A 15,752-nucleotide genomic window follows, 5' to 3' on the forward strand; every position below is an offset into this window, starting at 1 on the left:
CGGTTGCGCCTGAGGTGGCCGAGCGCGGCTGTCAGCCGGCGGCGGCCTCCTCGGCGATCCGCAGCGCCCGCCCGCCGTCGAGTCCGGCGCCGTCGTGGCCCCGCCCGAAGGCGGCGGCCAGGACGACGGGCAGGTCCGCCGCGGCGACGGTTTCGCGCAGCCGTGCCAGGACGTCGGCGTCGCCGACGGCGCCGACGGCGCCGGGGTGGTCCCGGCGCAGGCGGTGGACCGCCTCCACCGGGTCCGGGCGCAGCCGCATCCAGGCGCGGGAGGCGCGGATCTCGGACCCGACCCGCTCCACGAACCGGCGCAGCACCTCGAAGGGGACGTCCAGCCCGTGCCCCTGGGGGTCGAGGCGCACGGGCCGGCTCGCGGGCCGGGTCCTCGTCGGGGACGACCGCGACCGCCGCGGTGCGCTGTCCGCGGACGTGTTCCGGCTCCAGGTGCCAGGCGTCGTCGGGCAGCGAGTACGGCGCGATGACCGCGTAGTCGCGCTCCGGGTGGGTGGCCACCGGCCTCAGTCCCCCCGGCCGGCCGGCGCGAGGCCGGGGCCCTCGCGCAGGTGGGCCTCGACCGGGCCGAGACCGCCCTCGGCCGGGCCCGGGTGCCGCCGGTCGGCGGTGATGAGCAGCTCGTCGACGAGGGCGAGCAGGCGTACGCCCCCGCCGGGGAATCGCAGCGCGAGACCGGCCGGGAAGGCGACCCGGCCGTCGTCGTACCCGATCCCCCGCACCGAGCGCACCGGCTGGCCGACGAACCCGCTCACCGGCAGCTCGGGCGGATCCCCGGTGACACGGACGCTGCCGTGCCGCCCCATGTCGTACGGTCCGTGCGGCCGCTCGGCCCGCAGGGACAGGCCGGTCGAGGGGGTGTGGACCAGCACCGGGCCCAGCCCCTCCAGGTGGAGCCACAGGTGCAGCAGCGACGGCGGCCCGTCGTCGGCGCCCGCGCCGTGGTGCCAGGCCGCGCTCACCCGCAGCAGGCGCCGGCCCGCCAGGTCGGCCCCGGACAGCTCCTCGTCGCCGGTCATCCGCCGATGCTCGCACGGCCCCACCGGCGGGACACCCGAATAATCGACGGCCGCCCCCCGCCCCCGCGCCGGGCCCGGCTGGCCGTAGGCTGGGCGGGGCCGTCGACGGTACAGACCGTCACCAGTGGGGCGGAACGCGACAGAAGGGGGCAGGCAGGGCATGCAGTTCGACGACCAGGGCGACCTCGACACCTCGCAGGTGGACGACCGGCGCGGCATCCCGGGCGGGAAGGTCGCCATCGGCGGCGGGGCCGTGGGCCTGATCGCGGTGCTGTTCGCGATCGTCCTCGGTGTCGACCCGCAGATGCTGGGCCTGTCCTCCGGCTCCGGCTCCGGCTCCTCCTCGGGGGTGCGCACCGCCGGCGAAACGCAGCAGGCCTGCAAGACCGGCGCGGACGCCAACAAGCGCCAGGACTGCCGGATCGTGGCGGTCACCAACAGCCTGCAGGAGTTCTGGCGCACCGAGCTGCCGCGCCGCACCAACGTCCCGTACCGGAACGCCGAGACGGTGCTGTTCACCAGCCAGGTCTCCACCGCCTGCGGGTCGGCGACCTCGGCGGTCGGCCCGTTCTACTGCCCCGGCGACAAGAAGGCCTACGTCGACCTCGGCTTCTTCGACGAGCTCTCCGCGCGCTTCGGCGCCAAGGGCGGACCGTTCGCCGAGTCCTACGTCGTCGCCCACGAGTACGGCCACCACATCCAGAACCTCACCGGCACCATGCAGAAGGTCGGCGCCGACCGCCAGGGCGCGAACAGCGCCTCGGTGCGCCTGGAACTGCAGGCCGACTGCTACGCCGGGGTGTGGGCGCACCACGCCACCACCACCCCGCAGCCCTCCACCGGCCGTCCGCTGATCGCCTCGCTCACCGACCAGGACATCGCCCAGGGCCTGGACGCGGCCGCGGCCGTCGGCGACGACCGCATCCAGCAGCAGGCCACCGGGCGGATCAACCCGGAGGCGTGGACGCACGGCTCCTCCGCGCAGCGCAAGGCCTGGTTCACCACCGGCTACCGCAGCGGCGACCTCGCCCAGTGCGACACCTTCTCGGCGGCGAAGCTGTAGCGGACCGGGCCTTTCGGCCAAGACCTTTCCCGCGGGACCCCTCGGCGCCGGGGCGCGTTCGGCAAGGGGCGCGTTCGTGGCTGTGCGGGGGGCCGGGTGCCGGCCGCCGGTCGTGGGGGGCCGGGTGCGGTGGCGGTCAGGGGGCCGTCCAGAGGGTGTGTGCCTCGGTGGCGGCGGTGGCCGCCTGGCGCAGGCCGTGGTGCCAGGCGGCGAGCCAGGTGTCCCAGTCGGTGCGTTCGGTGTCGAGGACGGCGCGGGCCGCGGTGTCGGGGGTGAGGGACAGGGCGGCGGGCCAGGGGGTGAGGTCGGTGGGCGGGTGGCGGTGGGCGAGGGGCTCGACGGCGAGCAGGGTGCGGGCTCCGGTGGCGAGGTCGGCGTTGGTGCCGGCGCGCAGCGCGCCGTCGACGGCGTGGCGTCCGCCGGGCAGGGTGACGGGCGCCTCGACGCCCGGGAAGGCGCTGGAGGCGGCCACCGCGCGCAGCAGCGGCACGCCGTCGCCGGCGGCGAGCACCAGGGCCTCGCCGCTCGCCGCGTCGACGGCGGTGAGCAGCAGGCGCCGGGCGGGCCAGGCGGGATCGCCGAGGTGGGCCTCGCGGCGGGCCAGCAGGTCGCGTTCGGCGCCGTCGTCGGCGGTCGCCAGCGCGATGCGCCCGACCAGGCGGCGGGCCTCGGCCGGGTCCAGGCCGCGGCCGAGCACGGCGAACACCTCGCCCTGGACGGCCGGGTCGGGCCTGCGGGCGGGGGCCGGGGGGCGCCGCGCGGGGTCCACGAGCCGGCCGAGGTCCTGTCCGGTGGTCAGCAGGGCGGCCACGATCGCGCCGGCCGAGGTGCCGACGGTCAGGTCCGCGGCCCCCAGGTCCACCCCGGCCTCGCGCAGCCCGTGCACCAGCCCTGCCGTCCAGGCGGTGCCCAGCCGGCCCCCGGGCCCGAGCACGAGCGCACGGCCGTACGACGTGTCCTTCACGGTCATCCCCCTCCGAGTTCCTGAAACAGTCGTACCATAAACCGTCCGCAGGACCTGACAGGGGGCCGGCGGCACCTGACAGGGCCTCATCGGCCCCCGGGAGGAGGGAGGAACCCGCCGTGGGACGACCCGCCGACCCCGCCCGGCGCGAGCGCACCCTGGCCCGGGCGACCGACCACGTGCTGGCACACGGGCTGGCCGCGCTGAACCTGCGCCCGCTGGCCGCCGCCCTGGGCACCAGCCCGCGCATGCTGCTCTACGACTTCGGCAGCAAGCAGGAGCTGGTGGCCGCGGTCCTCGCCGAGGCCCGGCGCCGCGGCGCCGCCCGTCTGGCCGGCTGCCCGCCGCGGGCGACGGGCACCCCCGCGCAGCGGCTGCGCGGCATCTGGGCGTGGCTGAGCGCGCCCGAACGCGCCCCGTTCGTGCGGCTGTTCTTCGAGGTCCACGCCGACCTGCTGGCCCACCCCGAGCACGACCCGGACCGCGCCCGGGCGGTCACCGACTGGTTCGACACCCTGGGCGCGGTCTTCCGCGACGTCACCGAGGGGCAGGACGACACCGCCACCCCCACCCTGCTGATGGCCGTCCTGCGGGGCCTGCTGCTCGACCTCACCCTCACCGGCGACCGCGAACGCGCCGACCGGGCCCTGGAACGCTTCGCCGCCCTGCTGGGGGCCTGACCCGGCCCCCCGGCCCGCCACGCGCGCGGGCCGGGGCCGACAGGGAGGTGCCCGCCGCCCCCCGCGCGGCGGGCACCTCCGGCATGTCCCGACGGAGCGTCAGGGGCGGTCCAGGGTGATCGAGTTGATCGGGCCGAGGTCGTAGTAGACGCCGTTCTGCGCCGGGATGTCGTAGACGCAGTTCCCGCCGCCCGAGCTGCGGCACAGGTGGGCGTGCGCGCCGCCGGTCTGGTTGTTCAGCACCCAGTGGTTGCCGTACTGGTTGTGCAGGTTGTGCGCGCCGTAGCTGTAGTAGACGTCGGTGGGGGAGACGGCCGGGTTCTGGTTCTGCGGGTAGATGCAGACCGCGCCCGACGGGCAGTTCGCCCAGGAGCCGTCCGCGGCGCCGGCGCTGCCGGTGCCCATCGCGGTCAGGGCGGCGGTGGCGAGGCCGAGGGCGGCCAGGGCGTGGGTGATCCTGCGCATGGGTGGTGCTCCCTTGGCTGGTACGGGGCCCGGCGATCGGCCGGACCGGTGCCCGTCAGCCTAGGAACGCCCGCCCCGCGGCGGTCCCTGACATCCGACAGGGGCGCGTCGCCTTGCCCCGCACGCCCGGGCGCCGTACGGGCGCCTACGCGGCCGCGGTGTCGGGGGTGTCGAGGGTGTCGAGGTGGGCGGCCGTGCGCTGGAGCAGGGAGGTCAGCGTGCGGAACTCCTCGGGGGTGAGTCCGGCCGTGATCCGGGTGCGCAGCTCGGCGACCCGGCCGCTGATGCGCCGGTGCGCGGCGAGCCCGTCCTCGGTCAGGGCCACCTCGCCGTCCTCGCCGGTGCGCGCCCAGCCGCGGGCGGCCAGGGCGTCCAGGCGCGGGCGCATGGTCGGCTCCTCGGGGCCGAGGAAGGCGGCCATGGTCGCGTCGACCTCGGCGGCGCTCAGCGGGCCGCAGGCCACGGTGTTGAGGACCTGCCAGTCGCGCCGGCTCAGCGCGTCGGCGGCGAAGAGGCGGGCCATGCGCTGCTCGATGGCGCGGTCGATGTGCCGCAGCCAGTAGCCGAACGGGCGCTGTTCGCGGACGTTCGGCAGGCCGGCGGCGGTGGCGGGTGCGGTGGTGGTCATGGTGAAGGGCCCCCTTGATGCATGTCTTTTTACAATGGTTGTAACCTAGCATGCATGTCGCAACAGGAGCAGCGCAAGCAGCAGGGGCAGCGCGAGCAGCAGGGGCAGCGCGAGCAGGAGGGGCAGCGCGAGCAGGAGGAGGCGCTGGCCGCCGTCGAACGCGCGATGGTCGCCATCCGCCGCAGCCAGACCCGCCGTTCACTGGGCCGCATCGCCCCGGCCGACGGCGCCCCCGCCGTCGACCCCACGCTGTTCTCCGTACTCGACGCCGTCGAGGCCCACGACGGCCCGTGCGCCGTCACCGACGTCGCCGCCGCCCTCGGCGTCGACCAGCCCCGGGCCAGCCGCCTGGTGCTGCGCACGGTGGAGGAGGGCTGGCTGGAGCGCGGCAGCGACCCGCGCGACGCCCGCCGCACGCTGCTCGCCCTCACCGCGGCCGGGCGCGGCCAGCTGGAGCGCACCCACCGCTTCCGCCGCGCGGTGTTCGCCCGCGCGATGACCGACTGGCCGGACGCCGACCGCACCGAGTTCGCCCGCCTGCTCACCGCCTTCGTCGCCGGCTTCGGCCGGGCGGTGGCGGGCGGCGAGCGGACGGGCGGCGAGCGGGCGGGCGGCGAGTGACCGGCGGCGGGGTGGGGCCGCGCGGTCAGGCCTGCGGCGCCCCGTCGCCGAGCAGGACCGGCAGGGCGTGGTGCCCGTTGGAGACCATCGACTCGACCGGCCGCAGCCGCGTGCCCGGGGCGAGGGCGAGGTCGGGGAAGCGCTCGAAGAGCCTGCGCAGCGTGGTCCGCCCCTCCAGGCGCCCAGCGGGGCGCCGATGCAGAAGTGCGGGCCGTGGCCGAAGGCCAGGTGGTCCTCGGCCGGGCGGGTGACGTCGAAGTCCGCGCCGCTGTCACCGGCCGCCCCTAGGCCCTCTCTTTCGGATCTTGCCGGGCGCACGACGCCGGGCATCCCGCCTGGACGCACCGGCGAATCGTCCAAGTACGGCCCAGTACGAGGACGATCCGCCGGCACGCCCAGCCGGGCGCCCACCGCCGCGCGCTGATCCGACAAGATCCGAAAGAGAGGGCCTAGCCTGGCGCCCATGACCACCACCCCGCCGGCCACCAGTGCGGCCGACGTCCTCCCGGCGATCGACGAGCTGCTCGCCCGCCCCTACCCGCCGGCGCCCACCGCCTCCGGCGAGGGCGGCCCTACCTGGTGGGTCGACAGCCGCTTCCTCAGCGGCGACTTCTGGGACGACGAGGACAACAACGCCCTGCACGAGGCCGACGCCCGCGCCCAGGAACTCCTGGACGCCCTGACCGAGGCGCTCACGGCCCGCTGGGGCAGCCCGGCCACCGTCGACCTGTGGTCCTACCTGACGGCCGACTACGAGAACCCGCGGTCCGAGCCGTACGAGCCGTACGAACCGATCGACCGGCTCAGCCAGCTCGCCACCGAGCTGCTGGTGTGGCCACTGGACGGCGGCACACGCTGGCTGGGGCTGACGGTCGGCCAGGGTGACCGGGAACTGCCGCTCGAACTGCTCACCGCCGTCGCGGAGGGGCCGCCGCCCGCACCGACCGCCCCCGCGCACCACTGACGAGCCCTATCCCGAGTGCACCGCCGAGCCCGCCGAGCCCGCCGCCCGGCCCGCGGGGGTGGTGTGCCGGGCGAGCAGCGCCCGCAGCGCGTCGGGGGAGGAGGCGGCACGCTTGGGCAGCACCACCAGGCCGTTGCCGCTGCGGTTGACCACCACGAACAGGTGCTCCGTCTCCAGCGAGCGCGGCACCCGCGCCCAGGGCATCACCCGGGTGCCGCGCGCGTCGGTGACGCTCACCCCGGAACCGTCCACCACCGCGCGGTAGCGCCCTCCGCGCCGCTGCGCCCGCCGCTGCGCCGACAGCACCTGGGCGCGCGGCGCGAACAGGGCCGTCGCCGTCAGCAGGGCCACCAGCGGCACGTCCGACAGCTGCGCCGTGCCGGTCGCGGCCTTGGCCGCGCAGCCGAGCGCGGCGAAGGCGGCCGGCAGCCACACGACCACCCGCACGACCCGGCCCAGGGCGGTGTGCCGGGCGTGGGCGGCCATCGCCTCACGGAAGTCCTCGCCCGTCGGCGCGTACGCCAGCTCCATCCGCTCCTGCTGCACCGTGCGCCTCTGCCTCTCCTCGGTCCACTGCCCGCAGCGTTGATCCACTGCCGGGAGCGGCGGAGCCTAGCAAACGGCGGCCCGGTGGGAACTCGCCGGTCACCCCCGTGACCAGCGGCTCTCCACGATCCCGCACCCGTACGCCGCCACCGCGCCCGCCCGGTGGCCGTGCTCCACGAGCCACGGCCCGAACACCCGGGGGCCCGCCCCCGCGAAGCCGGGGTTGACGAACAGCCGCAGGTCCTCGGCCAGCCCCTCGCGCAGCAGCGAGCCCACCAGCCCCGCTCCGCCGAAGCACACCAGCGCCCCGCCGGCCCGTTCCTTGGCCCGTGCCACCGTCTCGGCCAGGCCACCGCCGAGCACCTCGGTGCGCGGCCACCGCTGCCGCGGGTGCCCCGAGCGGGAGACCACGAACTTCGGCAGCGCCCCGATGGCCCGGCTGAACTCCCAGTCCGCGTCCCCGGGGTGGAGATCGGCCATCCGCTCCCAGTGCCCGAGGAACCCCTCGTCGGCCATCGGCCGGCTCAGCAGGATCCCCGAGGCGCCCGCCAGCAGGGCGTTGAACGAGGCCCGCAGGTCGGCGCTCCACGGCCAGTCGGGCCCCCAGTTCCACAACTGCCAGTCCGCGCCCGGAACTTCACTGTCGACGAAGCCGTCCGCCGACACCTGCATCGCCACCACCAGTCGCCCCGCGCCGCCCATGCCGCACCACCTCCACCGCCACGGTAGAGCCCGGGTCCGACAATCCCGCCTCCCCACACCGGTTCTGACGCCGGGTCAGGCGGGCAGGTGGCGGGCGCCCGGGCCGGGGGAGCGGTAGACGGCGCCGGGCGGCAGGTGGGTGTGGCCGGCGGCGCACTCCAGGACGAGGGTGACCGGTTCGTCGCAGTCGTGGTCCCCGGTGCCGCGGTGGCGGACGACGACCGAGGGGCCCTGCTCGTCGGCGAGGTACTTGTCGCCCCATTCCAGCAGGGCGATCACGGTGGGCCGCAGGTCCGCGCCCTTCTCGGTGAGGCGGTACTCGAAGCGCTGCCGGTCGCCGGGCTCCTGGTACGGCACGCGCTGCAGCACGCCCGCGGCGACGAGGCCGTCGAGCCGGGTGGAGAGCAGGTTGCTGGCGATGCCGAGGCGGGTGCGGAACTCCCCGAAGCGGCTCACGCCGTCGAGGGCCTCGCGCACGATCAGCAGCGACCAGCGTTCGCCGACCACCGACAGGGCGCGCCCCACCGAACAGTTCGCCGAGTCGATCCGTCGCTTCCGCTGCTCCGTCATGGCCCGATCCTAACCCTCCCGGCCCCCCTGGGTTGACAATCCGAACCCAGCTGCGGCTAGGCTCCCGCCATCTGAGTTGAGAAAGTAAATCCAGCAAGGTGAAGCGAGTCCAGGAGGACACGGCCATGCCCATGCTCGACGTCCACATCCCCGAAGGCGCCCTGCGGCCGGAAGCGGAGGCGGCGCTGCTCGACCGGATCACCGGGATCCTGATCCGCCACGAGGGCTTCGACCCCGCCGACCCGGTCGCCCGCTCCGTGTCCTGGGTGTTCCTGCACCGCCCCGCCGCCGTCTACGTCGGGGGCGAGCGCGCGGACGTGCCGCGCTACAGGGTCGTCCCGTCCGTCCCCGAGGGCCAGTTCGACGCGCGCAAGCGCGCCGGCGTCATCGCCGACGTCACCGAGGCGATCCTCGACGCCGAGGAGGGCGCCTGGCCGCGCGACCCCGGCCGGGTGTGGGTGTTCCCCACCGAGATCCCCGAGGGCCACTGGGGCAGCTCCGGGAAGGTCAGGCCGCTGGCGGCGATCCTCGCCCGCCTCACCGGAGGCGACCGCGACCGGGCCCGCGCCCTGGCCGCCGAACGCCTCGCCGCCAGCCGCGCCGAACGGTCCGCCACCCCCTGACCCGGCGTCCGGCCCCCGGCGCGGCCGGCGTCCGGCCGTCACCGGCGCCGCACGGGAAGTCGGCCCGGCCGACTTCCCGTGCGGGGCGCGGCCCTGGGGCCGGCGGCCCGTGCGGCCCCGCCTCGGCTGCTTATCGTCATGCTGACGATATTGGGCTATGCTGGCCCCGCCCCAGCGAGACCGCCCCCCGCGACACGGTGAGGACCATGCCCACGACCGAGGCCGCCCGCATGCGGCAGCACCTGGAGACCGAGATCGCCCGGCTCGGCGCCGCCATCGGGCTGAAGGGCCGGGACGTGCCCACCTTCGTCAACCACGACGGCGCCCACCCGTTCATCTCCGTCGGGAACGGCGTGCTGGCCTACCTCGCCCTCGAACGGGGAGCGCTCTGCTTCGAGCACACCACCCGCGACCCCGACGAACTGCTCTTCTGGGCGTTCCGCGACGCCACCGCACTGCCCGCCCTCGCCTGGGCGAACGAGCGGCAGTACACCGGGGACGGACACCTGGCCGCCCGGTGGCAGCGCCGGGCCGTCCTGCTGCACACCCTGGACCCCGCATGGGCGCGGCGGTGGCGGGACGAGCTGGCCGAGACGCTCGGGCCCGAGCACGAGCACCGCCACCTCCTCCCCGCCCTGCCCCCGCCGCCACTGGTCCCCGACCCCGCGCCCCCCGGGCCGCCCGCCGGGCCCGGCTCCCGACCCGCGCACCGCCGCCGCTGGTGGCACCGGCCCGACGCCTCACCCTGACCGGGGCCCAGCCTGCCACGCCCCCGGCCCCGCGCAGCGCCGCACCGGCCGGACGGGTGATCGCGCGACCTCGGCCACCCGCGCGACTGCGTTCCCGTCGACCGGGGCATGCCGCTCTGCCTGTGAGGCCGCAGGCCGGTGACGCCCCGTGATCGATACCGCTCTATGCTCACGGCCGGACAGACGGAGAGTGAGGGTGAGCAGGTGGGAAAGTGGGCCGCTCGATGTGCAGCGTTGATGGGCGCCGGACCCTGGCCGCCGCGGACCAGGCCGGGAATGAATCCGGTCCTGTCCAGCAAGGAGGTGCGCCTGTTCGAGGAACGCTACGGGGTGAAGCTCCCGCCGTCCTACCGAACGTTCATCATGGCGGTCGGCGACGGGTGGTGGGGCGGGATCCCGCCGCTCAACTCCTGCTACGGCCCGAGCGAGGAGAGCGCCTGGCCGGGCTACCTCGCGACGCCGTTCCCGCACACGAGCGAGGTGCACGCCGGCGACCTCGACGACGACGAGTGGGACGCGTTGACCACGGGCTCGATGATCATCGGTGATCACAGCGGATGCGGATCGTCGGCGCGTCTGATCATCACCGGTCCAGCCGCCGGCCAGGTCTGGGAGGACTGTTTGGGCGTGGACGACACGCTCAGACCGGGCCCGGACTTCGGCGTCTGGTACCCGGCAAGGCTTCCCCGGAAGCCCGGATGAACTCCTTGCCGGGCGTCCTGTCACAGAAACCGGCCGCCTGCGACGACTGAGCGGGACGGCCCGGGCGCCGGCCCGTTCCGTCAGCAGGTGGGGCAGCCAGGAACAGGGGGGAATCGTCGGAACGGTGTGATCGCCGCGGAGCCAGTCGGTGAGCCACTGCGCCAGGGTGAGGTTCTGCGGTGCCAGCCAGTGTCGGTCGCAGGCGTTCTCGTCCCCGCCCCACATGCGGCCGTCCGGGCTGCTGAGGTCGATGCACCACCAGATCACGCCGGCGAGGGTCGCCGGCGGCAGCACGTGGCGCGGGTAGTACTCCTGCTCCCCGGACGGCTGGGAAGCCCATTCGCGGTAGAGGCTCATCAGGGAGGCCTCGTTGCTGAACCGCCGCTTGGTGTCGGTGAGTGACACGACGCCGCACGGGACGCTGCGGCGATCGGTGCGGCCGCCGCCGTACGGGCCGAAGCCGCCGTCGGCCGCCTCGCAGTAGATCCTCCGGAGCAGCGGGTGCACCGGGTACCCGGTGAGGGCCTCGAACTCGTCCGCGGCCTGCGCCGGGGCAGGACGGGGGAGGCCGTTGGCCTCGGCGAAGACGCGGATCTTCGCCAGGATTTCGTCATCGGTCCAGGCAGGTGCAGGTCACGAAGGAACCGTAGCGGCAGCCGTCGCCATGCGGTCTCCCTCTTCCCGGGTGCGGGCCCGGGCACCGCCGCCGGCCCCAGGCCGCCGACTCCGCGAGAGCGCTGCTGCCGGACGAACCGCAGTCGGCCCGTCAGCCCGCGGCGGTGCGCCGCCGGTAGCGGTCGGGTGCGTCGAGGATCCAGGACCACGCGGCCCGGTCCGCCACCGGTCCCACCCGGCCGGCGGCCGCCACACAGCGCGGGTCGTCACGCTCGGCCAGCCCGAAGACCGCGTAGATGCGGGTGGTCTGCTCCTCGTCGTCGACGAGTTCGGCCAGCGCGTCCCCGATGCCGGGCGCCGGGTCACGGCTCTCGGCGAGCCGGCACGCGACGCTCCGGCGCACGGAGGCGTCCGGGTCACGGGCCAGGCGCAGCATCGCCGCCAGCCCCGCCGGGGTGTACGTCCAGTGCCCGGGCCGCTGCGGGGCGATGCGCTCCAGCAGCCCGGACGCCGCCCTGCGCACCTGCGGGGCCCGGTGCGCGGTGTGGGCGAGGGCCAGCGGCTCGATCCTCGGGTCCTCGTGGTGGCCCAGGCCCGCCAGCACGGCGGCCAGCACCTGCGGGTGCCGCTCCTCGCCCGCCCAGTCCAGGAAGAGGGCGAGCGAGCGCGCGGCGAAGGGGCTGCGGGCGCCGTGCCGGTAGCCCCCGAGGTGCAGGGCGGCCAGCACCTCCGCGCCGAAGCGGCGGTGCACCGGACCGGGGTGGGCGCGCAGGGCGGCCGCGTCCTGCCACGTCGGGTCGTCCTGCCGGGCGGCGAGGGTGCGGACGAGCTCCGACCAGGAGGCGTGCTCCGCGTCGGTGACCTCCAGCGCGCCCGCCCGCCCGGCCAACTCACCGACACCCGGGCACAGTCCGAAGCGGGTCTCCAGGAGGGTGAGGACCCCGGTGTGGCCGTCGCGGACGGTCAGGCCGCCGAGCCGCAGCTCGTGGTACCAGGTGGTCCACTCCCGGTCCCGCACCGTCGTCCGCTCGACCGGGCCCGCGCAGCCGCTGCGCTCCCGCAGCACGGCGACCGGCCCGCGCTCGTGCCACCGCCGGGCGCGCGCCAGGAGTTCGGCGCGGGCGGGCCCGTCGGGCGGGGACTCGTCGTCGCCGCCGAGGACTTCGAGGACGAGGCCGACCGAGCCGCTGTCGACGGCCCGCAGCAACGGCGTGCTCCCGTCCGGCAGCCGTCGCAGCGCGTCGGCGCCGGCCTCGACGAGGTAGCCGGCGGCGTTGGAGTCGAACGCCGCGACGGCCAGGCAGAGCGCGGACGTGCCGTGCGCGTCGACGGCTTCGGGGTCGGCGCCGTCCTCCAGCAGGAGCCGGACGGCGTCGTCGTCGCCGGCGCGGACGGCCGTGATGAGCGGATCCTCGGTCATGCCGTACTGCCCCCCGGTTGACGCGGCCTTGGCGGTGCGGCCGGTCAGTGTACGGCCCGGACGCGGGGGAGCAGGACGTCGGCGGGGCCGACTTTCCGCTCCCGGGCGCGCGCCGTCGTGTCAGCGGATGACCTCCGACGGGCTCAGCCGCTCCCTGCGGTCCAGGCAGGCGACGGTCTCCGCGACCGGGGCTTCCGTGAGCCTTTTCAGCGGTGCGGCTCCAGGGTGAGGACGGCCTCGGCCGCCGACGTCGGCCGGTTCGGGCCGCAACGGGCACGGCCGGCTCTGTCCGCTCTCGCGGACGGAGCCGCACGGCCACGTCCGCGCCCGTGACCGTTCCACGAACCGGGCCTCATGCAGCCGCGGCCGTCTGCGTCCTGGCCTCACGAACTCCGCGCAGGGCGCCGGACCAGGCGACCACCTGGTCGAGCATCTGGCCCACGGCGGTGTCCAGGCCCTCCTGGGGGATGAAGGCACCGGTGTGGAACGAGGCGTGCGTGGAGATGGTGGGCTGCGCCCGGACCGTGGCCACCTGGAGTTCGGCGAGGACGAGCCGCAGGGCCTCGGCGGCTCGGGCCCCGGCGACCCAGCCGCCGTAGCTGATGATCCCGGCGGCCTTGTCGTTCCACTCCCGGTAGACGTAGTCCAGGGCGTTCTTCAGGGCTCCCGGGTAGGAGTGGTTGTACTCGGGGACGAGGAACACGTAGCCGTCGAAGCCGGCGACGAGTGCGCTCCAGGCGCGGGTGTGGCCGTGCTGGTACTGCTGGAGGTTCGGGTTGCCGGGCTCGTCGAGGTTGCCGAGGTGGTGGTCGGCGAGGTCGATGAGTTCGTAGTCGGCGCCGCCGTGGGCACGGGCGGCCGCCAGAGCCCAGGCGGCGATCTGGTCGCCGCGGCGTCCGGGGCGGGTGCTTCCGAGGATGAGGGCGATGCGGAGCGTCATGCTCTTCCTTCCCGGGGAGTTGTCACGTCAACTCTAGATGGGGCGAGTTGATGTGACAACTCTCCTGGTGGCGGCGCGGTATTCTCGGCGACATGACGGAGACTCGATCGCTGGAACCCCGGGAGTGGGAGTTCTGGGACGTCTGGATGCGCGCACAGCGCCTGCTCGCCAGGGAGCTGGAGCGTGGCCTGCAGCGTGACTGCGACATCTCGAAGGCCGAGTTCAGCGTGCTGGTGACGCTGTGGCAGGCCGCCGACCGCGAGTTGCGGGTCGGCGAGCTCTCCGAGTCGCTCGGCTGGGACAAGAGCCGCGTCTCCCATCAGCTGACGCGCATGGAGAAGCGCGGCTTCGTCGAGCGCACCCGCTACGGAGCCGACGGTCGCCGCGCGGGGATCGGCCTGACCGCCGAGGGGCGCCGTGCCGCCCAGAGCGCCATCCGCGTGCACGGCGGCAACATCCGCCGCCATGTCCTCGACTCGCTGGCCCCTGAACAGGCATCAGCCATCCGGGCCTGGAGCGAGCAGACGCTCGACCGCCTCGAACCGCGCGGCGGCGAGGCTCCCGGCGACGGTGCGTCCTAGATCACGCCCGACGTCGACGAGCCCTTTCGGGCCCCGTTCCGGCCGACAGCCCCTTCGGCCTGAAAGGGGCATCCCGTAGAGCTGCCGCCAGGGTCACGGCGGCTTGCCCCGTGTCGTCCGCCGTCCGTCGTCCGCCGTCCGCCGCTCCCCGCCCCGTGTCCTCGACCCTGTGCCCGTGCCCACCTGCGGGCTTGCTCCTGAGGACAGAGCTCGTCCGGCAGGTGGGGACGACCACCGTTGACCATCGCGAGTGGTGTCGACGTACGGGGATCAGCGGGTAGGCACGGGCCACGGCGTGGAGCCTGCCCGGTGGCAAGCCGTGGTCGTGGGCCTGAGGGGCGGATTCCCCGGGCGGGGCGCGGCTAGATGCTCGACCCGCCGCCGGAGGTGTTGCTCCACCAGGCGCTGTAGGCGTTCAGCGAGTACCGCTTCTGCACGCCGCTGGTGGAGGTGATCTCGATGCCGAACTGCATGGTGTCGAAGGTGGTGTTGCGCAGGAGGTTCTGCGACGCGGCCCAGCGCCAGACCGCCGAGGCGTCGACGGTGCCGGTGTCGGTCTTCTGGGCGGGGATGAGCTGCAGGACGTTCCAGCCCGGATCGGCCTGCCAGACCGACGCGTACCGGATGCCGCCGATGGTCACGTTGGACGCGATCTGCCGTCCCCAGCCGCCCGCCGTCGTCCCGGACCAGTTGGTGAAGACCATGATCTCGTCCTGGTTGCCGGTCGACCACAGGTCGCTCGTCCAGTTCCACCAGTCGCCGCCGGCGACGGGAGCGGACGAGGTGTTGTACCAGAAGCCCGCCGAGTTCAGCTGCGACAGCGGCGTCTGGGGCCGGACCCCGGTGTTCGGGTAGGACTTGACCCCGCCGCCGGAGTGGGTGGCGTCGACGTACCAGGACTTGATGCTGTTGACGGTCTCGCACTGCGGGCCGGCGTTCTTGCCCCAGACGTCGTTGTAGATCGTCCAGCTGCCCTGGGTGTACGAGCCCCACTGGTCGCAGGTGGAGAACACCTGGGCCTGCGCCGGGGAAGCGAGGCCCAGGGACGCGGCGACCACGGCGCCGATCAGGGCCGGCCGAGCGAACCCGGCCGATCTGCCGCTGGTGGACTTACGGGTGTGCCATCTCATGGTGTCCCTCCGAGGACGGCGTCGGGTGGTTCCGGACCCCCTCCGCTCTGGTGGCGGATCCCGGCGTCGCGAGGTGGCGCGCGCCGGCGGGTCCGGTGCGCAGTCGCCCTGCTTCCAGCACCGGGCCGGCCGTGCGCCGGTGCGAAGCGTCGAAGCGCTTGCGTTCTGGGGACGGTAATGACGGGCCGACTGCTCAGCAAGGCTCTGCGCAGGGGGACACAGTTCTTTCACCCGTTCTCTGTCGAAGCGCGTCGAACTGCTTCGACGCGCTTCCGCCACCCGGCCCGGTCATGCCGCGGCCCCGCCACCGGAGCGGGGTGGCGGGGCCGTCAAATGCCTTCAGGGGCTGTCGAGTTCGGCCGGGCTACTTCTCGACGGCGATGTCGGCGAAGCTGATGGCGAAGGCGTCCGGGTCCTCGTCCTCGTCCAGGTGGTAGCTGGCGCTGGCCCAGGCGTCGACGAGGCGGATGCGGCGGGACTTCGGGTCGGCGGGGTCGCCGGCGATCAGGACGACGTCCTGGTGGGTGCTGGTGTTCTCGACGTCCTCGACCCACTGGGTGGTGGCCTGGTGGCGGTCGTCGCCGCGGGTGAGGATCACGTCGCCCCACAGCGGCACTGGGGACTTGTAGTCGCCGGCGAGGTAGGTGTCGAGGTCGACCGCCGTGTTGATGAGGGTGAGCTTGGTGACGGAGTCGAGTGCCTCGGTGCGGTCGTCGCCGAGGTCGAGGTGGAACGTGGTCATGTCCGGTTCTCCTGGGT

The 15,752-nt window shown here is 74.8% G+C and carries 20 protein-coding genes and 1 pseudogene; 8 read left to right on the top strand and 13 right to left on the bottom strand.

Annotated features, from left to right (window positions below; genetic code table 11):
• Positions 1-31 precede the first annotated feature (31 nt).
• Positions 32-361 (bottom strand): hypothetical protein, encoded by a 330-nt coding sequence (locus ACIRD3_RS11230; RefSeq protein WP_402214220.1) that lies wholly within the window; start codon positions 359-361, stop codon positions 32-34.
• 156 nt (positions 362-517) lie between these two features.
• Entirely contained in the window at positions 518-1,030 is a 513-nt protein-coding gene (locus ACIRD3_RS11235; protein ID WP_402214222.1) for a hypothetical protein, read from the bottom strand.
• Positions 1,031-1,190: 160 nt separating this feature from the next.
• Here ACIRD3_RS11235 and ACIRD3_RS11240 point away from each other — a divergent pair, with 160 nt between their 5' ends.
• Complete coding sequence (locus ACIRD3_RS11240; protein ID WP_402214224.1) at positions 1,191-2,093, top strand: neutral zinc metallopeptidase; 903 nt, start codon at positions 1,191-1,193, stop codon at positions 2,091-2,093.
• A 136-nt stretch (positions 2,094-2,229) separates the two neighbouring features.
• Here the strand turns inward: ACIRD3_RS11240 and ACIRD3_RS11245 are convergent, their stop codons facing one another.
• The gene (locus ACIRD3_RS11245) at positions 2,230-3,063 is read right to left on the bottom strand and encodes a patatin-like phospholipase family protein (protein WP_402214226.1); all 834 of its coding nucleotides are present in this window, start codon (positions 3,061-3,063) and stop codon (positions 2,230-2,232) included.
• A 113-nt stretch (positions 3,064-3,176) separates the two neighbouring features.
• Here ACIRD3_RS11245 and ACIRD3_RS11250 point away from each other — a divergent pair, with 113 nt between their 5' ends.
• Positions 3,177-3,737 carry a TetR/AcrR family transcriptional regulator gene (locus tag ACIRD3_RS11250; protein ID WP_402214228.1) on the top strand — a complete coding sequence of 187 codons (561 nt, stop codon included), beginning with the start codon at positions 3,177-3,179 and terminating at the stop codon, positions 3,735-3,737.
• Positions 3,738-3,836: 99 nt separating this feature from the next.
• Here the strand turns inward: ACIRD3_RS11250 and ACIRD3_RS11255 are convergent, their stop codons facing one another.
• Positions 3,837-4,202, bottom strand: a complete 366-nt coding sequence (locus ACIRD3_RS11255) for a hypothetical protein (protein WP_402214229.1) — start codon at positions 4,200-4,202, stop codon at positions 3,837-3,839.
• 145 nt (positions 4,203-4,347) lie between these two features.
• Positions 4,348-4,830, bottom strand: a complete 483-nt coding sequence (locus ACIRD3_RS11260) for a MarR family winged helix-turn-helix transcriptional regulator (RefSeq protein ID WP_402214231.1) — start codon at positions 4,828-4,830, stop codon at positions 4,348-4,350.
• Between the two features lie 54 nt (positions 4,831-4,884).
• On the opposite strand from ACIRD3_RS11260, the gene ACIRD3_RS11265 reads away from it, so the two are divergent.
• Complete coding sequence (locus ACIRD3_RS11265) at positions 4,885-5,451, top strand: MarR family winged helix-turn-helix transcriptional regulator (protein ID WP_402214233.1); 567 nt, start codon at positions 4,885-4,887, stop codon at positions 5,449-5,451.
• A gap of 25 nt (positions 5,452-5,476) precedes the next feature.
• Here ACIRD3_RS11265 and ACIRD3_RS11270 read toward each other — a convergent pair.
• Positions 5,477-5,727, bottom strand: a pseudogene (locus tag ACIRD3_RS11270) (cytochrome P450); the annotation flags it as partial.
• 187 nt (positions 5,728-5,914) lie between these two features.
• Here ACIRD3_RS11270 and ACIRD3_RS11275 point away from each other — a divergent pair.
• A complete protein-coding gene (locus ACIRD3_RS11275) occupies positions 5,915-6,415 on the top strand; it encodes a hypothetical protein (RefSeq protein WP_402214235.1) in 501 nt (166 codons plus the stop codon).
• Positions 6,416-6,421: 6 nt separating this feature from the next.
• Here ACIRD3_RS11275 and ACIRD3_RS11280 read toward each other — a convergent pair whose 3' ends face one another.
• From ACIRD3_RS11280 to ACIRD3_RS11290, 3 genes are all read right to left on the bottom strand, one after another.
• Entirely contained in the window at positions 6,422-6,961 is a 540-nt protein-coding gene (locus ACIRD3_RS11280; protein ID WP_402214236.1) for a YcxB family protein, read from the bottom strand.
• 99 nt (positions 6,962-7,060) lie between these two features.
• Positions 7,061-7,663, bottom strand: a complete 603-nt coding sequence (locus ACIRD3_RS11285; protein ID WP_402214237.1) for a dihydrofolate reductase family protein — start codon at positions 7,661-7,663, stop codon at positions 7,061-7,063.
• 75 nt (positions 7,664-7,738) lie between these two features.
• Positions 7,739-8,233, bottom strand: a complete 495-nt coding sequence (locus tag ACIRD3_RS11290) for a winged helix-turn-helix transcriptional regulator (protein WP_402214238.1) — start codon at positions 8,231-8,233, stop codon at positions 7,739-7,741.
• A gap of 125 nt (positions 8,234-8,358) precedes the next feature.
• On the opposite strand from ACIRD3_RS11290, the gene ACIRD3_RS11295 reads away from it, so the two are divergent.
• The 3 genes from ACIRD3_RS11295 (at position 8,359) to ACIRD3_RS11305 (ending at position 10,307) form a co-directional block, all read left to right on the top strand.
• Entirely contained in the window at positions 8,359-8,856 is a 498-nt protein-coding gene (locus tag ACIRD3_RS11295; RefSeq protein ID WP_402214239.1) for a hypothetical protein, read from the top strand.
• 206 nt (positions 8,857-9,062) lie between these two features.
• Positions 9,063-9,605 (top strand): Imm63 family immunity protein, encoded by a 543-nt coding sequence (locus tag ACIRD3_RS11300; RefSeq protein WP_402214240.1) that lies wholly within the window; start codon positions 9,063-9,065, stop codon positions 9,603-9,605.
• 276 nt (positions 9,606-9,881) lie between these two features.
• Positions 9,882-10,307 (top strand): SMI1/KNR4 family protein, encoded by a 426-nt coding sequence (locus ACIRD3_RS11305; protein WP_402214241.1) that lies wholly within the window; start codon positions 9,882-9,884, stop codon positions 10,305-10,307.
• A gap of 766 nt (positions 10,308-11,073) precedes the next feature.
• Here the strand turns inward: ACIRD3_RS11305 and ACIRD3_RS11310 are convergent.
• Together ACIRD3_RS11310 and ACIRD3_RS11315 are read right to left on the bottom strand one after the other, a co-directional pair.
• Positions 11,074-12,342 carry an ankyrin repeat domain-containing protein gene (locus tag ACIRD3_RS11310; RefSeq protein WP_402214242.1) on the bottom strand — a complete coding sequence of 423 codons (1,269 nt, stop codon included), beginning with the start codon at positions 12,340-12,342 and terminating at the stop codon, positions 11,074-11,076.
• Positions 12,343-12,694: 352 nt separating this feature from the next.
• Positions 12,695-13,282 carry an NADPH-dependent FMN reductase gene (locus ACIRD3_RS11315; RefSeq protein ID WP_402214243.1) on the bottom strand — a complete coding sequence of 196 codons (588 nt, stop codon included), beginning with the start codon at positions 13,280-13,282 and terminating at the stop codon, positions 12,695-12,697.
• Between the two features lie 92 nt (positions 13,283-13,374).
• Between ACIRD3_RS11315 and ACIRD3_RS11320 the strand changes: the two genes are divergently transcribed.
• Positions 13,375-13,863: a MarR family winged helix-turn-helix transcriptional regulator gene (locus tag ACIRD3_RS11320; protein WP_402214244.1), complete on the top strand. Its 489-nt coding sequence runs from the start codon at positions 13,375-13,377 to the stop codon at positions 13,861-13,863.
• 362 nt (positions 13,864-14,225) lie between these two features.
• Here ACIRD3_RS11320 and ACIRD3_RS11325 read toward each other — a convergent pair whose 3' ends face one another.
• A complete protein-coding gene (locus ACIRD3_RS11325) occupies positions 14,226-14,993 on the bottom strand; it encodes a hypothetical protein (RefSeq protein WP_402214245.1) in 768 nt (255 codons plus the stop codon).
• Between the two features lie 364 nt (positions 14,994-15,357).
• A complete protein-coding gene (locus tag ACIRD3_RS11330; RefSeq protein ID WP_402214246.1) occupies positions 15,358-15,735 on the bottom strand; it encodes a hypothetical protein in 378 nt (125 codons plus the stop codon).
• Positions 15,736-15,752: the final 17 nt, after the last annotated feature.

This window comes from Kitasatospora sp. NPDC093550 (assembly GCF_044764985.1).
In the GTDB taxonomy this organism is placed as follows: domain Bacteria; phylum Actinomycetota; class Actinomycetes; order Streptomycetales; family Streptomycetaceae; genus Kitasatospora.

What these genes read in the sequence shown, in the direction of transcription:
- ACIRD3_RS11265 (WP_402214233.1), top strand. Translation starts at nt 4,885, where the DNA reads ATGTCGCAACAGGAGCAGCGCAAGCAGCAGGGGCAGCGCGAGCAGCAG.
- ACIRD3_RS11260 (WP_402214231.1), bottom strand. Translation starts at nt 4,830, where the DNA reads ATGACCACCACCGCACCCGCCACCGCCGCCGGCCTGCCGAACGTCCGC.
- ACIRD3_RS11295 (WP_402214239.1), top strand. Translation starts at nt 8,359, where the DNA reads ATGCCCATGCTCGACGTCCACATCCCCGAAGGCGCCCTGCGGCCGGAA.
- ACIRD3_RS11275 (WP_402214235.1), top strand. Translation starts at nt 5,915, where the DNA reads ATGACCACCACCCCGCCGGCCACCAGTGCGGCCGACGTCCTCCCGGCG.
- ACIRD3_RS11300 (WP_402214240.1), top strand. Translation starts at nt 9,063, where the DNA reads ATGCCCACGACCGAGGCCGCCCGCATGCGGCAGCACCTGGAGACCGAG.
- ACIRD3_RS11325 (WP_402214245.1), bottom strand. Translation starts at nt 14,993, where the DNA reads ATGAGATGGCACACCCGTAAGTCCACCAGCGGCAGATCGGCCGGGTTC.
- ACIRD3_RS11305 (WP_402214241.1), top strand. Translation starts at nt 9,882, where the DNA reads ATGAATCCGGTCCTGTCCAGCAAGGAGGTGCGCCTGTTCGAGGAACGC.
- ACIRD3_RS11245 (WP_402214226.1), bottom strand. Translation starts at nt 3,063, where the DNA reads ATGACCGTGAAGGACACGTCGTACGGCCGTGCGCTCGTGCTCGGGCCC.
- ACIRD3_RS11320 (WP_402214244.1), top strand. Translation starts at nt 13,375, where the DNA reads ATGACGGAGACTCGATCGCTGGAACCCCGGGAGTGGGAGTTCTGGGAC.
- ACIRD3_RS11240 (WP_402214224.1), top strand. Translation starts at nt 1,191, where the DNA reads ATGCAGTTCGACGACCAGGGCGACCTCGACACCTCGCAGGTGGACGAC.
- ACIRD3_RS11330 (WP_402214246.1), bottom strand. Translation starts at nt 15,735, where the DNA reads ATGACCACGTTCCACCTCGACCTCGGCGACGACCGCACCGAGGCACTC.
- ACIRD3_RS11285 (WP_402214237.1), bottom strand. Translation starts at nt 7,663, where the DNA reads ATGGGCGGCGCGGGGCGACTGGTGGTGGCGATGCAGGTGTCGGCGGAC.
- ACIRD3_RS11255 (WP_402214229.1), bottom strand. Translation starts at nt 4,202, where the DNA reads ATGCGCAGGATCACCCACGCCCTGGCCGCCCTCGGCCTCGCCACCGCC.
- ACIRD3_RS11290 (WP_402214238.1), bottom strand. Translation starts at nt 8,233, where the DNA reads ATGACGGAGCAGCGGAAGCGACGGATCGACTCGGCGAACTGTTCGGTG.
- ACIRD3_RS11235 (WP_402214222.1), bottom strand. Translation starts at nt 1,030, where the DNA reads ATGACCGGCGACGAGGAGCTGTCCGGGGCCGACCTGGCGGGCCGGCGC.
- ACIRD3_RS11310 (WP_402214242.1), bottom strand. Translation starts at nt 12,342, where the DNA reads ATGACCGAGGATCCGCTCATCACGGCCGTCCGCGCCGGCGACGACGAC.
- ACIRD3_RS11315 (WP_402214243.1), bottom strand. Translation starts at nt 13,282, where the DNA reads ATGACGCTCCGCATCGCCCTCATCCTCGGAAGCACCCGCCCCGGACGC.